The 13,962-nt window shown below is 72.1% G+C and carries 12 protein-coding genes; 4 read left to right on the top strand and 8 right to left on the bottom strand.

What is annotated here, in order from left to right:
- The 6 genes from F9B16_RS13550 to F9B16_RS13520 form a co-directional block, all read right to left on the bottom strand.
- On the bottom strand, positions 1-999 hold a 999-nt coding region (locus tag F9B16_RS13550), incomplete at its 3' end, for an SseB family protein (protein ID WP_151540390.1).
- A gap of 62 nt (positions 1,000-1,061) precedes the next feature.
- On the bottom strand, positions 1,062-2,939 hold the full coding sequence (locus F9B16_RS50860; RefSeq protein WP_192808770.1) for a TY-Chap domain-containing protein: 1,878 nt from the start codon (positions 2,937-2,939) through the stop codon (positions 1,062-1,064).
- 97 nt (positions 2,940-3,036) lie between these two features.
- Positions 3,037-4,587: a hypothetical protein gene (locus F9B16_RS13535; protein WP_192808773.1), complete on the bottom strand. Its 1,551-nt coding sequence runs from the start codon at positions 4,585-4,587 to the stop codon at positions 3,037-3,039.
- Positions 4,588-4,744: 157 nt separating this feature from the next.
- Positions 4,745-4,993, bottom strand: a complete 249-nt coding sequence (locus tag F9B16_RS13530; protein ID WP_151540388.1) for a hypothetical protein — start codon at positions 4,991-4,993, stop codon at positions 4,745-4,747.
- 138 nt (positions 4,994-5,131) lie between these two features.
- Positions 5,132-5,893 carry a cytochrome b/b6 domain-containing protein gene (locus tag F9B16_RS13525; RefSeq protein ID WP_151540387.1) on the bottom strand — a complete coding sequence of 254 codons (762 nt, stop codon included), beginning with the start codon at positions 5,891-5,893 and terminating at the stop codon, positions 5,132-5,134.
- The gene (locus F9B16_RS13520) at positions 5,880-6,581 is read right to left on the bottom strand and encodes a molybdopterin-dependent oxidoreductase (RefSeq protein ID WP_225991604.1); all 702 of its coding nucleotides are present in this window, start codon (positions 6,579-6,581) and stop codon (positions 5,880-5,882) included. Before F9B16_RS13520 ends, F9B16_RS13525 begins: the two co-directional genes overlap by 14 nt.
- A gap of 150 nt (positions 6,582-6,731) precedes the next feature.
- Between F9B16_RS13520 and F9B16_RS13515 the strand changes: the two genes are divergently transcribed.
- The 3 genes from F9B16_RS13515 (at position 6,732) to F9B16_RS13505 (ending at position 11,773) form a co-directional block, all read left to right on the top strand.
- On the top strand, positions 6,732-7,313 hold the full coding sequence (locus F9B16_RS13515) for an HhH-GPD-type base excision DNA repair protein (protein ID WP_151540386.1): 582 nt from the start codon (positions 6,732-6,734) through the stop codon (positions 7,311-7,313).
- A gap of 404 nt (positions 7,314-7,717) precedes the next feature.
- Positions 7,718-9,850 carry a SpoIIE family protein phosphatase gene (locus tag F9B16_RS13510; RefSeq protein ID WP_151540385.1) on the top strand — a complete coding sequence of 711 codons (2,133 nt, stop codon included), beginning with the start codon at positions 7,718-7,720 and terminating at the stop codon, positions 9,848-9,850.
- Positions 9,851-10,117: 267 nt separating this feature from the next.
- Positions 10,118-11,773, top strand: coding sequence for an RNA polymerase sigma factor (locus tag F9B16_RS13505; protein WP_192808769.1), 1,656 nt, complete (start codon positions 10,118-10,120; stop codon positions 11,771-11,773).
- A gap of 120 nt (positions 11,774-11,893) precedes the next feature.
- On the opposite strand, the gene F9B16_RS13500 is transcribed toward F9B16_RS13505, so the two are convergent.
- Positions 11,894-12,634 (bottom strand): YaaA family protein, encoded by a 741-nt coding sequence (locus tag F9B16_RS13500; RefSeq protein ID WP_151540383.1) that lies wholly within the window; start codon positions 12,632-12,634, stop codon positions 11,894-11,896.
- 26 nt (positions 12,635-12,660) lie between these two features.
- On the opposite strand from F9B16_RS13500, the gene F9B16_RS13495 reads away from it, so the two are divergent.
- Complete coding sequence (locus tag F9B16_RS13495) at positions 12,661-13,404, top strand: GNAT family N-acetyltransferase (RefSeq protein WP_151540382.1); 744 nt, start codon at positions 12,661-12,663, stop codon at positions 13,402-13,404.
- A 188-nt stretch (positions 13,405-13,592) separates the two neighbouring features.
- On the opposite strand, the gene F9B16_RS13490 is transcribed toward F9B16_RS13495, so the two are convergent.
- Positions 13,593-13,823 (bottom strand): DUF7455 domain-containing protein, encoded by a 231-nt coding sequence (locus tag F9B16_RS13490; RefSeq protein ID WP_151540381.1) that lies wholly within the window; start codon positions 13,821-13,823, stop codon positions 13,593-13,595.
- Positions 13,824-13,962 lie beyond the last annotated feature (139 nt).

The raw sequence follows: 13,962 nt of genomic DNA, 5'->3' as shown, positions 1-13,962 counted from the left end.
CGCTCTGGCGGCGGTCCGGGAGGCTCCCGCGTCCGGTTGCCGGCGCCGCCGCCCCGACGTCCGCGACGACCGCCCGGCGACCCGGACGTCGGCCGGGTCCGGCGGCGCCGGTCGGGCGGGCGGTGCCGGTCGGGCGGGCGGCTCCTCCTGGACCGGCTCGAACAGGGCGTTCGCGTCCAGGTACGAGGCGCTCGGCAGCCCCGGGTCGATCGCGAGCTGCCACTCCGGATGGGGCCAGTGCCGCGACAGCTCCGACAGCGTCGCCTCCCGGTGGTGGACGGCCTGCCCCTGCAGGGACCGGTCCATCGCCTCGGGGGAGGTGAACGCCAGCACGAACGTCCCGTCGCCGAACTGCGCCGTGGCGAACCGGTGCTCGGCGGTCGGATCGCCGGACGCGGGCAGGTAGAGGGTGGCCCGTGCCAGCAGCCGCAGATAGGCCTGCTGGTCGCCGCGCTCGCGCGCCTCGGCGAGCGCGATCTCCAGGTCGGTGCCGGACGGACGCTCCGCCCGGGACGCGTCCTGCGCGGCGGGACGGCTCTCGGACTCCGGCACGGCCAGCGGGATGCCGAGGCCGGGAAGGGCCAGTGGCCCGCCCTCCGGTCCCGTCTTGCTCGCCTGGTAGACGAGCTCTAGCGGGGAGTCGATCCGGTAGACGTCGCGGAAGGCGCCGACCATCTGGCCCGCGAGCATCGCGGCGCACTCCAGCAGTTCGGCGGCCGCGCGGTTGCCGCGCTCACGCCAGGTGTAGCGGTTCCACCAGTTCCGCCGCTCCTCGCCGTCCGGTGGCTCCCAGCCGAGGGTGGTGAGGCGCCGCTCCTGGCGGGGCGCGAGCGGCCGGGGCAGGAACGCGCTGCCGACCGCTTCGGCGTCCAGCCCGCCCTCGATCCGCATGGCCTGCACGTACGGCAGTCCGCTGGGCCCCTGCACGATGAGGAACGACTTGACGGGGAGCCGCGACAGCTCAAGGGTCAGCCGTTTGTCGAAGTCGTTCCAGTCCACTCGGGGTCCACTCTCGCGTCCGGGGGTGGGATTGCCGTACTCGACGGTAGCCGAACGCTCCGCTACTCGGCCCTGGGCGCCGGGACGGCGTCGGCCCGCGCAGGGCTCCAGACGCCGCCGATGGCGTCGTAGACCGCGACGGGGACCTCGTCGTTCTCGCCGAGGGAGCGCCACAGGCGGGTGCCGTGAGGCGGTTGCATCGGAATGCCGGCGGGCGCCTGCGGAACGGGCTGCTGTCCGCCGGGCGTTTGCACGCCCGGCTGTAGCGGCTCGGGCTGCGGCGTCTCAGACTTCACCTCGGGCTGCGGTGCGGCGACCTGAGGTGTTCCGGGCTGGGCTACGGGCGCCTGGGGTGCGGCGGCCTGAGGGGTTGCTGCGGCCGGAGGGGGTGGGGCCTGAGGCACGTCGGGCTGCGGGGCACCGGGTTGCGGCGCTGTACTGGGTTGCGGCGTACCGGGTTGCAGTGTGCCCGGTTGCGGCGCGTTGGATTGGGGCTGGTGCGCGTCGGGTTGCGGCGCGCCGGGCTGGTGGATCTCGGCGGGCTCGCCGTCGGCGGGCGTGCCGTCCGTCGGGGCGCCCAGAGGCGCGGCGACGGCGGCTTCGGACCCCTGCTCCGGGGTCTCCGGCTTGGCCCTGCCCAGGTCCGGTGGTGTACCGGCTTCCAGCGCCGCCCTCAACTCCTCCGCCGTGTACGGGTCGATCGCGGTACCGGAGTCGTCGTGGGAGTCGTCGGCCCCCGCCAGACCGTTGACGCCGTGGATCCCGTTGAGGGACGGCATCCCGTTCGGCACGGACGAGCCGTTGGCGGCGGACGAACCGTTGACGCCCTGGGACGGCCCATGGGCGCCGGGGAACCCGGGCATGCCGGAACCGTTGACAGCGGACGGAGACCCTCCGGCAACGGCCCCGGGCCCGGACAACGCGCCCGGATCGACGGTCCCGTAGGGGTTGGAGGGCTCCGGCGTAGCCGAGGACGCCTCCCGCTGCGCGGCCTCAAGGCGGCCCAATGCGGACGCGTCCAGCAGGACCTCGCTCGGCAGGCCGGGGTTGACGGCGAGCTGCCAGGACGGGTCGGGCCAGCCGGCCGCCAGGAGCGCGAACGACGTGCGCCGGTAGAGCGGGTGCTGGTCGCCGGTACGCGCCAGCGCGCCGGGGGACGTGTACAGCGTGACGTAGGTGCCGGTGCCGATCGTGATGGTCGGCAGTTCGGCGCGGTCGGGGTTCTCCACCGCGTGCGCGGTGGCCGGGAGCACCAGGTCGGCGCCCGCCAGCAGGCTGAAGTAGGTGGCGTGGTCGCCGCGCTCCTTCGCCTCGGCCAGACGCGGTTCGAGCAGGTCCGCGTCGCTGCCGGGGACCCCGGCGGGAGGCAGCGGCATGGGCGGGCCGGCCGGCGGCGGGCCGGGCGCCGGGCGCGCGCTCTCCGGGGCGGTCTCCGGCGGGGCGATCCCGGCGGACGAGCGGCGCTTGCTGACCCGCGACGGGTCGGCGGTCTCGATGCCGAAGTCGAGCAGCTCGATCAGGCCGCTGCCGTGCCGGTGGAACGACTCGTACACCAGGTCGGACGGGCGCCGGACGCCCTGGACGTCGCGCAGCGCGGTGACCATCACGTCGGCGAGCCGCGAGTAGTCGCCGCCGGCGACCGACCGCATCCCGCCGGGCGGGCCGGCCTCGGGCAGCTCGGTCCACCAGTTGCGGGGCGCGGGGTCGGCGGGCGGGCGCCAGCCCGCGTCGCTCATGACCTCCTCGTCGGCCGGGGTGAGCAGCAGCGGACCGTCGAGGAAGTTGTTGCTGACCGCCTCGGCGTAGAGCCGGTCGGGCTCGCGCATCGCCTGCACGTAGTGCCGGCTCTCGTCGCGTTCGCGCACGATGAGGATGGTGTCCCGGTCGAGACCCGCCAGTTCACGGCCCAGCCGGCGGGCGAACTCGGACCACTCCAACAAGATCACTCCCTACGACCGGGGGCGGCCCCGGACCCCCGCGAGACCATGCCCGGGATCCGATGATTGTCGCCGGGGACGCCGCGCGCAAACCGGGAGTTCACTCGGGCGGCGGTTCGTGACGCAGCACACGCAGCGCCTCCCGGAGGGCGTCCGCGTCGTCGCCGCAGCGATCGAGGACGCCGATGAGTTTGTGCAGGATCTCGTGCCGTTCGTAGCCGATGTCGAGCAGTGATTGGGCGGTGTCCCACAGCTGCGGCGGATCGCCCCGCCACAGCCGGTCGGTGAGCCTCTCGTGCGCGTCGAGGTGCTCCTCGTCCGCGCCGGGATGCTCGAACTCCAGGATGACGCGCCGGTCGTCGGGGTCGGAGGGGTCGAGCGCCGACAGGTCGACGGAGCCGTGCCGGCCGGAGCGCCGGTGGGTGCCGGACAGGAACGGCAGCGCGAACGCCCGCCGGGGGAGCGCCTCCAGCTCGCCGTCCGGGAGGAGCCGGGCGACGAGGTCCCGGTCGAGGCCGAAAGCGGACGGGTCGCGGTACGCCTCGGCGAACTTCGCGGTGGCGTCCCATACCGCGTCCAGGGTCGCCCTGACGCCCTCCTCGGGCAGCCCGGTGCGCTTACCGGCCCACCGCACCCAGGCGGCCAGGACGTGCGGCACGGCCTCCTGCTCAGCGGGGGACAGGAGCACCTTGCGGGGCAGCCAGTCGAGCAGGAACATCTCGCATTTGATCGGGCTGACCCGCAGCGGCCGCCCGAAATCGTGCGTGCAGCCGTAGGCGATGATGCGGTCCACGCAGCGGCTGGCGGCGGACAGGTCCGAGAGCCCTTCCGCCTCGTCCGACGCGAGGAACCGCGCGGCGATCGTGGCGCGGCGGTCGCGCCCGTACACCGGAGGCTGTGGCAGGCGCCCTCCCGGCGGGAGGATCCCTATGCGCGCGCGCACGAAGGCGTGGTACGAGCCGAAGTTGTCGTTGACCGGCGGCTCGGTCGTGTCGTTGGTGAGGGCGAGGGCGCTCTGCAGGAGCGCCTTGGTGTCGCGCGGGTCCAGTTGCTCGAATCGCATCAGGGCGTTGTCGCGGCCCTCGCGGCGGCAGTGGTCGAGGAGTTTGTCGACCTGGGACGACACCCACGCGTCCCGGACCATCCCGCACGCCGGGGGGCGCGCGGCGCGCAGCGCGGGCGGCGCCGCGGAGGGGAAGGGGGCGTCGGCGTACTGGACGGCTCCGGCCTTGTTCCTGTCCACGAGGATGACCAGGGCGTGCCGGTCGGCGCCCCCGTAGGTGTAGGTGCAGACGATCGAGTCCTGGTCGCCGTACACGTCGCGGGACACGAAGCACTCGTCCGGCGCGACCATGCCGACGCGGTCGGCCCATCCGGGACGGGCGACGCCCCGGTCCATGAGTTCCAGCGCGGCGCGCTCGGCCTTGGCGGCCTGCCGCGGAGTGCCCAGGTAGGCCATCCCGGTGAGGAGGGCCAGCGCCGCCGGGGTCGCGGCGCGCGCCGCGTGGTCGACCAGCGCCTCGCCGATGACGACCTCGACGTCCCCGCCGGACACCCGGTGCCCCCACCAGGACCCGAGGATCTCGCTGACGATCAGCTCGGCGTCCAGCGGGCTGCGCACGGCGAGCAGCTCGCGGGCGTGCCGCAGCATCCCGTCGAAGATCTCGGAGACCTCGCCGGGAGGGGATGGGGGGCCGTCCCGCGCCGGATCCCCGGACGAGGAGCGGCGGCTGCGAGGACTCACGGGCCCTAGTTTCTCAGATCCCGCGGCGGCGCGTGCCCGTAAGGCGCGGGACCGTCCGCCGGGTTCAGCCGTCCACCCCGGCTCCCTGGGGCCGCCCCGAGGGCGGCTCGGATTTCAGCATGCCGACGAGGTGTTCGCGCGCCATGCGCTCCACGCGCGCGGGCGTCGGATCGAGCCCCAGGTGGGCCATGCACGCCTGCACGTCGGCGATGCACTGGTGCACCGCGTCCGAGGAGACGTGCGAGAACTCGTCGGTGAGCCGCCGCGTGAGCGCGTTGCGGGTCTCGCTTCGGTGATCGGCCAGTGCGGGCATCTGCGTAGCACCTCCGCGCACGGGGTTCCGGCGGACGGGGAGACCGCCGGCCGAGACGGAGCGCGCGCGGACCTTGGTTTCGGGGCTTCCGCCCGAACCTCGCCTCGATGTCTCATTCCAGCGCGTTCGCGGGGAGAGTCAAGACATACCGGGGCGTCGTTTCGCAAATTCTGGACCACCTTCTCCGGACGTGCCGGTGGCCGCCGCGCCGGAACCGCCGCCGGACGGGCCGTGCGGCGGCCGCGCGGCGATCCGTTGGACGGCGTCCGCCCAGCCCGCGTGGTGCCTCGCCGCCCAGCCTCGGTCGACGCGGCCGGTGAGCATCCCGCCGAGCGCCCCCGGGTCCCGGAACGCCTCCCACAGGTGCCCTACAACGACGATGACGATGATGACGAAGAGCCAGTCGTGTACGAAGGTGGCGCCGGTGCGCCAGCGGTCCGGCCATGGGCCGGGGAATGTCAGCACCTCGCCGGTGCCGAGCATGACGAGGATCGCGCCGGCAGTGAACGCCGCGTTCAGCTTCTGGCCGGCGTTGAACTTGCCCACCGGCAGGATCCCCCGGCCCTGCCGCACGGCTCTGCGGTCCCCGCGCTTCAGCCACTCCCAGTCGTGCGGTGCGAACCTGTTGAGGCGCCGTACGTCCGCCCTGAACGCTCTGGAGGCGAGCCCCAAGATGATGGGGGCCGGCAGCGCGAAACCGCACCACACGTGGATGGTCTTGAGCAGCTCGCGGTGCCCGACCAGTGTGGACAGTGTCGGTAGATAGAGCATCCCCGCCGTGGCCAGGCACACCAGCATCAGCAGTGCGGTCACATGGTGGATCGACCGTTCGGCCCACGTGAACCGGAGCAGCCTGGTAGACCGTGCCGGTTCGGGACGGGGCACGTCATGTGGGTGCATCGTCACGTCCGTTCGACCGGCCGACCCAGGCGTCCACGTCGTAACCGAGGTCCTCCCAGTAGCCCAGCCTGACCTTGTCGGTGAGTTCGATGCCGCCGAGCCACTTCAGGGACTTGTATCCGTACATGGGGGCGACATAGAGGCGGGTGGGGCCACCGTGGTCGTGGGTGACCGGCTTCCCGTCCATCTGGGTCGCGACCATGACGTCGCGGCGCCGCGCCTGTTCGAGCGTCAGCGACTCGGTGTAGACGCCGTCGAACGACTTGAACCGGACGGCCACGGCGTTAGGGGAGACCCCCACCACGTCCAGGAGGTCGGGTAGCGCGACACCGGCCCACCGGACGTTCGGTACCCGCCAGCCGGTCACGCACTGGAAGTCCTTGTCCAGCGTCGTCTGCGGCAGGCGGGCCAGGTCGGCCATGGTGAACGCCTGTGGCTTGTCCACCAGGCCGCCCACGGTCACCCGGTGGGTGGCGATGCTGGGCCTCTTCACGCTTCCGGTGACGGAGTAGTAGCGGAAGCCCCCGGCCGCCGGAAGAACGTCCTGGATGCCGCCTACGGGCGCCAGGGCGCGGTTCACCTTCTGTTGGAGGGACGCCCCCACGGCGACACCGGCGACGCCGAGGCCGAGCATCCCGAGCACGACCCGCCGCCCTACGGGACTGCCCTCTTCCGGATCCTCGTTCACGCCTCCATTCGAACACCGTGGCCTGCGGGCCGCCAGGCTTCCGCCGGGCTCGTAAGACTTCCGACAGATTCGCCGCGCCGGCCGGGCGGTCGCGGTACGCGGTTTCCGTGCGCGCAGGACCTGCCTTCGCGGCGGTTCTAAGCTGACCTCATGGCCACGAAGGTTCAACTAGCGCAGCGCCCCGAGGCGGACGAACTGCTGGGCCGCAGCCCGCTCGCCGCATTGGTGGGGATGCTGCTCGACCAGCAGATCCCGATGGAATGGGCGTTCTCGGGCCCGTACACGATCGCGCAGCGGCTCGGGACGGACGATCTCGACGCCCACGAGATCGCCGCCTGCGATCCGGAGCGGTTCGCGGCGCTGCTGTCGGAGAAGCCGGCCGTGCACCGTTATCCGGGGTCGATGGCCAAGAGGGTGCAGCAGTTGTGCCAGTACCTCGTCGAGAACTACGACGGGGACGCCGAGAAGGTGTGGAAGGACGTGGACGGCGGCAAGGAGCTGTTCAAGCGCCTGAACGGGCTGCCCGGCTTCGGCAAGCAGAAGGCGCAGATCTTCCTGGCGCTGCTGGGCAAGCAGTACGGGGTCCGGCCGGAGGGCTGGCGGGAGGCGGCCGGCGCGTACGGCGAGGAGGGCTCGCACCGGTCGGTGGCCGACATCACCGGGCCGGAGTCGCTGGCGAAGGTGCGTGCCTTCAAGCAGGAGATGAAGGCCGCCGCCAAGGCCGGAAAGTAGGGCCCTCGGGTAAGGACCCGGCGATCCTAAAAATGGTCTTTACCGTCTTTTTATAGACCAAATCGGACGGAGTCTGGCCGGTTCGGCCCCCGGCCGGAACTCGCCGAACCGGCGGGGTTGGCCGCCCATGACGCTCCGGGCGCCGTAACATCGCCTACTCGCCCCCTTCATGGGCCGCCACCGGCGGCTCGTGGAGAAGGCGTCCGAATCCCGCGCCCTCACGCGGAGGCACAGAGACGACGATGTCCATCAGGGCTTCCGTACGCGGCGAACCATCGGGATGATGAATACCTGACTCCGACCGGTGTTGTGATGGAGGCGGGAGCGCTAGCCTGCTCCCATTCACTCATAGTGATGAAAACTTGCCGCGCGGTACGGGACCCTCTGGGGCGGAGGTGTTGTCCATGAGCACCGAGACGTCCGTTCCGCAACCCCGCGTCTCAGGGGTGGAGGGGCAGCCCATGGATGCGTCCGACTCCGCGCTGTACGCGACCCTGCTGAAGGAAGCCCCCGGCGGGCTGGCGTTCTTCGACGGCGACCTGCGCTGCCGCAAGGCCAACGACGCGCTCGCGGCGCTGCTCCGCGTGCCCGTCCGCGACCTGCAGCGGCGGCGCCCCGCCGAGGTGCTGCCCGCCGGCCTCGCGACCGCGTTCGAGACGGCGCTGCGCACGGTGCTCGCCGAGGACCGCCCGCTGAGCGACCTCGACCTCGTCGTCCCGGCCGAGCCGGCCGGACGGGCGGGCGACGCCCAGGCGCTCGCCACGGCGACCGAGGAGCGCATCCTGGCCTGCACCTGGCTGCCCGCCCGCGGACCCGGCGGCGAGCGCCTCGGCGCCGTCCTGACCGCCCTGGACGTGACCGAGCGGCGCCGCGCCGAGGAGGTCATCCGGCGCAAGGAGCAGCGCTACCGCTCGCTCGTGGAGGCCAGCGCCCAGGTGGTGTGGGTCGCCGCGCCCGACGGCGCCGTGATCGACGACGCGCCGGAGTGGCGCGCGATCACCGGCCAGGCGCCCGACGACTACGCCGCCGGCGGCTGGATGGCCGTGGTGCACCCGGAGGACCGCCCGCGCATCGAGGCGGCCTGGCGCGAGTGCGTCGCGGAGAACCAGGTCTTCGAGACCAACTACCGGATCCGCACCAAGAGCGGCACGTACCGGCACTTCGACGTGCGGGCCGTGCCGATCCGGCAGGGCGACGCGGTCATCGAGTGGGTCGGCGCCAACACCGACGTCACCGGCCAGCGCGAGGCCGAGGAGATGCGCGGCCGGCTGACCGAGCAGCTCTCGGCGGCGGCGCTGCGCACCGCGCGGCTCCAGCAGGCCACCTCCATGCTCGCCGAGGCCCTGACGGTCTCCCAGGTCGTCCAGGTCATCACCGAGGTCGGACGGTCCGCCATCGGCGCCGACTACTCCGCCGTGGCGCTGCTGGACGACGACAAGCTGCGGCTGAGCATCGTCGCCCCGTCCCAGCCCGGCGGCGAGGCCGACGGGCGGCCGCCGGCGCGCGACGACATCAAGGTCGCCGACCAGACCGTCATGTCGGTGGCGGTGCGCGAGAGCCGGCCGTTCCTGGCCGAGCATCCCGACAGCCTCCGCCTCCAGCTCGGCCGCGACGAGAAGGAGCTGTTCGCCCAGCATCCGGAGGAGCGCGCCTGGGTCGGCCTGCCCCTGCTGGCGGCGGGCGCCCCGATCGGCGCGCTGCGCTTCTCCTTCACCCGCCCCAGGGAGATCACCGAGGAGGAGCGGGTCTTCCTGGAGGCGCTCGCCGGGCAGTGCGCCCTGGCGGTGGAGCGCGCGCTGTTGTTCGAGCGCGAGCACAGGACCGCCGAGGAGCTCCAGCGCAGCCTGCTGCCCAGCGACCTTCCGCAGCTTCCCGGGATGGTGCTGGCCGCCCGGTACAACCCGGCCACCCGCCACGTGCAGGTCGGCGGCGACTGGTACGACGTGTTCCGCCTCCCCGACGACCGGCTCGCCGTCGCGGTCGGCGACGTCATGGGCAAGGGCGTGCTCGCCGCGGCCGGAATGGGACGCGTCCGCAACGCGCTGCGCGCGCTCGCGCTGAACGACCCGCGGCCCGCCGCGGTGCTCGCCGGCCTCGACCGGCTGTTCAGCGCCACCGAGGACGAGGAGCAGTTCACCACGGTCGCCTACGCGGTCATCGACCCGGAGACCGGCCGCGGCGCCTTCAGCAACGCGGGGCACCCGCCACCCCTGCTGATCTCCCCGGACGCGCCCGCGCGCGTGAGCACGCGGGAGCCCGGCACACCGCTCGGCTGGCCGAGCCAGCGGCAGCAGACAAGTTTTTCCATCGAGACCGGCAACACTGTGGTCTTCTATTCCGATGGACTTGTGGAGAACCGTAGGCGTGGGGTGGACGCCGGGCTGGAGGAACTCGTGGCGACGGCCGCGGACGCCCCACCTGAAGTGGTAGGAGATCCAGAAAGACTCGTCGACTTCCTGGTCGATCGGATGCTTGCCGGGTACGAGCAGGTAGACGATGTGACCGTGCTTGCCCTGCACGTCCCGCCCAAGCCCTAGTGAAACCCGAGTGAAGCCCGCCGGAGACGGTGAGAAGTCGGTCCCGTCCGTACGAAGGACCGTCCCGCGCCCTCTAAGGTGGAGAGTTACCGGGTAGGACATCAGGGCGGAATGCGCAGCAGTGCCAGAATGCTTGACCCAGTGAGAGCGGGTACGCTGCGGTCCCGCACCGGGAGGTCCGCCCAGTGTGTGGTCCCACCCAGTGTGAGGCCGGGCCCGTCAGGGCACTTGGGTCAACCAAGCCACACGTTCGTTCGAGAGGTATTTGTGTCGCCTGCTAGCTCGACCTCGAAAGCGTCAGATCTGCACGATCACGTCATCGCGCAACTGATCGAGCGTGGACGGTCCCAGGGTTACCTCGAAGCCGACGACGTACGCCGTACGTTCGAGGAGGCCGACATCCCCGTGTCGAAGGCCTCCAGCATTCTGCGGAGCCTCAGCAAGGAGGGTGTGACCGTCGTGGTGAGCGCTGCCGATTCCGCGGCGCCCAAGCGTTCGCGCAAGCGCGCGGCGCCGCCGGCGCGTAGGCCCAGGACCACCGCTGCCGCGAAGGAGCAGCCCGACACGGTGACCGCGGTCGTCGGCGACGACGCGGCGCCCGAGGAGCCCGCGCCGCGCCCGGAGGCCCCGAGGCCCTCGGCGCCCAAGCCGGCCCCGCCCAAGTCCGCCAAGGCCAAGCCGAAGAAGGCCGCGCCCGCCAAGAAGGCCGCGCAGCCGGCCGCCGCCAAGGCGGCCGCCCCGGCCAAGAAGGCCGCCGACGACCCCGAGCTCGAGGACGACGTGGACGTCGACCTCGACGAGGACCTGAACGACCTCGAGGTCGACCTCGAGGAGGACGCGCCCGAGGTCGAGGAGACGCCCGAGGCCGACGAGGAGGAGGCCCCGGCCGCCGTCGCGGACAAGGCCCCGGCCCCCGGCAAGAAGCCCGGCGACGCTCCCGCCGAGGAGGAGGGCTTCACCCTCGGCGACGACGACGAGGACGCGCCCGCCCAGCAGATCGCCGCGGCCGGCGCCACCGCCGACCCGGTCAAGGACTACCTCAAGCAGATCGGCAAGGTCCCGCTGCTCAACGCCGAGCAGGAGGTCGAGCTCGCCAAGCGGATCGAGGCCGGCCTGTTCGCCGAGGAGCGGCTCGCCGCCGACGGCCCCGCGCTGTCGGAGGAGGACCTCGAGGACTTCGAGTGGATCGCCGAGGACGGCCGCCGCGCCAAGAACCACCTGCTGGAGGCCAACCTCCGGCTGGTGGTCTCGCTGGCCAAGCGCTACACCGGCCGCGGCATGCTGTTCCTGGACCTGATCCAGGAGGGCAACCTCGGCCTGATCCGCGCGGTCGAGAAGTTCGACTACACCAAGGGCTACAAGTTCTCCACGTACGCCACCTGGTGGATCCGGCAGGCGATCACCCGCGCGATGGCCGACCAGGCCCGCACCATCCGCATCCCGGTGCACATGGTCGAGGTCATCAACAAGCTGGCCCGCGTGCAGCGCCAGATGCTCCAGGACCTGGGCCGCGAGCCCACCCCGGAGGAGCTGGCCAAGGAGCTCGACATGACCCCGGAGAAGGTCGTCGAGGTGCAGAAGTACGGCCGCGAGCCGATCTCCCTGCACACCCCGCTCGGTGAGGACGGCGACAGCGAGTTCGGCGACCTGATCGAGGACTCCGAGGCGATCGTCCCGGCCGACGCGGTCAGCTTCACGCTGCTGCAGGAGCAGCTGCACTCGGTGCTCGACACGCTCAGCGAGCGCGAGGCGGGCGTGGTGTCGATGCGGTTCGGCCTGACCGACGGCCAGCCGAAGACGCTGGACGAGATCGGCAAGGTGTACGGGGTGACCCGGGAGCGCATCCGGCAGATCGAGTCCAAGACCATGTCGAAGCTGCGCCACCCGTCCCGCTCGCAGGTGCTGCGGGACTACCTCGACTGACACATTTCTCTTACCGCGAAGGCCCCCGTCCGGGTGGACGGGGGCCTTCGCGTACGCGGAAGGAGCCTTCGCGTACGCGGGTGGTGCCTTCGCGTACGCGGGTCTATGACCGGGGTCGGGTCAGGACGGCAGGATCACGTCGAGGTTGGTGCCGTTGAGCTCGACGGTGTGGCCGAGGTCGGCGACGGCCTTCAGCAGCTCCTCGGGCGTCGCGGGGTCGGCGCCGGCCTTCAGCAGGTCGTGGGCGATCGCCCCGCGGGTCGCCTTCGCCATGTGGCTGACCACCGTCCGTTTGGGGACGCCGCCGGAGATCGTCTCGCGGAAGACCCGGACCGCCACGGCGGGCTGCGGGGCCTTCCAGGCCGCCGCGTACGGCCCGGACCGCATGTCGACGATCAGCCCGGACGGCCGGAGCGCCTTGTTCATCGCGGGTTTCCAGAACGTCCCCAGACGGCCGAGGGGCGGAAGCGAGACCGACATGGACAACCGGTAGGGCGGGACGCGGTCGGTGAGCCGCAGGGCGCCCCACAGGCCCGAGAAGACCACGATGCGTTCGGCGGCGGCCTCCGGGTCCAGGCTCGGCAGGTCGAGGTTGTCGTAGAGGACGCCGGTGTAGAGCCGCGCCGCGGGCAGTGCGGGCGCCTCCTTCAGCGCCCGGTTGCGCGCGAGGGCCTCGTCGATCTGCCCGGCCGGGAGGCCGAGCGTCTCGGCCGCGTCCTTGCGGCGGCACGCCCTGGTCAGGGCGGTGATGACCCGCCTGCGCGCCGCGGTGAGCTCCGGGAGGCTCAGCGAGGCCAGGTCGAGGGGCGGGCCGTCGCCCTCGGTAGCCTTCTTCTCCGACGGCGGCAGCAGGATGTGCACGATCCCCCCGAAAGCGGTGCTCTTCGATGACTCGATGCTCGACGGTCCCCGGGCCGCGGGACCTGGACGGACTCGTGGCCGCGGCGTGGCCGGCGCGGTCCGTCCAGGATATTGGCGGGTGGCTGCTGCGCCACGCCGGAGGCGTCACCAAGCGCGCCAACTCCGTCCTTCCCCTGGAGGCTCCTCACGATCTGGAGGCCGCTCTCGCGCGCGCGGAGGGCTACTACACGGATCTGGGGCTGCCCACGGTGTTCTCGTTGAGCGACAGGGCGCGGCCTGAGGGACTGGACGCGGTCCTGGAGGCGCGGGGCTACGAGCTCGTCGACCCCACGCTCGGCATGGCGGCCGAGATCGCGGGCCCGTACGAGCGGGACGGCGTGGAGATCGCGGACGAGCCGTCCCCGGACTGGCTGGACGTGTGGTGGTCCGTTGACGGCAGGTACGACGACGAGCTGCCGCTCGCGACGGAGATCCTCACGGGCGTCCCGGCGGGCTACGCCTCCCTGGACGGTGTGGCCGTGGGGCGCGGTGTGCCGCAGGGGGAGTGGCTCGGGATCTACGCGATGGCGGTGGCGCCGGAGGCGCGCCGGCGCGGGCTGGGGCGGCGCGTCCTGCGGGCCCTGCTCGGCTGGGGCCGCGAGCAGGGGTGCGAGCGGGCGTACCTGGTGGTGGTGGAGCGGAACGCCCCGGCACGGGCGATGTACGCGGCCGAGGGGTTCAACGAATCCGGCGGATACCACTATCGCGTGAAGACGGTCACCGCCGGGTGAGAAAAGCGGCGAACGCGTGACCCGCCTCACTTCGCCGCCGCCAATTGAATACTCAGCGTGATTGATCGATCACGTTGTGAAACCATTTCGCGTTGCCCTGGGATGGGGTCCGATGGGGGCGGCGACGGAAATGCGAACGGCGGCCGCCGTCTCCGGTGGCCGCCGCTGCGGGGTGTGCTATTCGATCCCTACCGCTCGTCTTCCGAAGCGGTAGCCGGGGTTTCGTTGAGCCTGTCGGTCTCGTCCTGAATGTCGGCCCCGTTGGCGCGCAGGGCCTCCGCGTACTTACGCCCGTGGTGGGCGCAGAACAGAAGGTCGCCGCCGCCTACAAGGACCGCACGGACGTAGGCCTGGGCGCCGCAGCGGTCGCACCGGTCGGCGACGGTCAGCGGCTTGGTCGGGGCAAGGGCTCCAGTCACGGCACCTTCCTCATGCTCGGGGTCGGTACTTAGGACAACATCTAACCCGACGTGGACGTTCCCAACCTGTTTCTTCGTACGCCCACAGCGGAATGGCTCGATTAGTGACCGAGATCACACCCTCGCGCCACGGTGGAAT

The sequence above is a fragment of the Actinomadura montaniterrae genome (assembly GCF_008923365.1).
In the GTDB taxonomy this organism is placed as follows: domain Bacteria; phylum Actinomycetota; class Actinomycetes; order Streptosporangiales; family Streptosporangiaceae; genus Spirillospora; species Spirillospora montaniterrae.
Note: the sequence above shows the minus strand (reverse complement) of the source record. Positions and strands in the feature narration are given on the sequence as shown.

Coding starts and splice junctions, on each gene's coding strand:
- F9B16_RS13510 (WP_151540385.1), top strand. CDS start 7,718: ATGAGCACCGAGACGTCCGTTCCGCAACCCCGCGTCTCAGGGGTGGAG.
- F9B16_RS13530 (WP_151540388.1), bottom strand. CDS start 4,993: ATGCCCGCACTGGCCGATCACCGAAGCGAGACCCGCAACGCGCTCACG.
- F9B16_RS13515 (WP_151540386.1), top strand. CDS start 6,732: ATGGCCACGAAGGTTCAACTAGCGCAGCGCCCCGAGGCGGACGAACTG.
- F9B16_RS13525 (WP_151540387.1), bottom strand. CDS start 5,893: ATGCACCCACATGACGTGCCCCGTCCCGAACCGGCACGGTCTACCAGG.
- F9B16_RS13495 (WP_151540382.1), top strand. CDS start 12,661: ATGACTCGATGCTCGACGGTCCCCGGGCCGCGGGACCTGGACGGACTC.
- F9B16_RS13535 (WP_192808773.1), bottom strand. CDS start 4,587: ATGCTGCGGCACGCCCGCGAGCTGCTCGCCGTGCGCAGCCCGCTGGAC.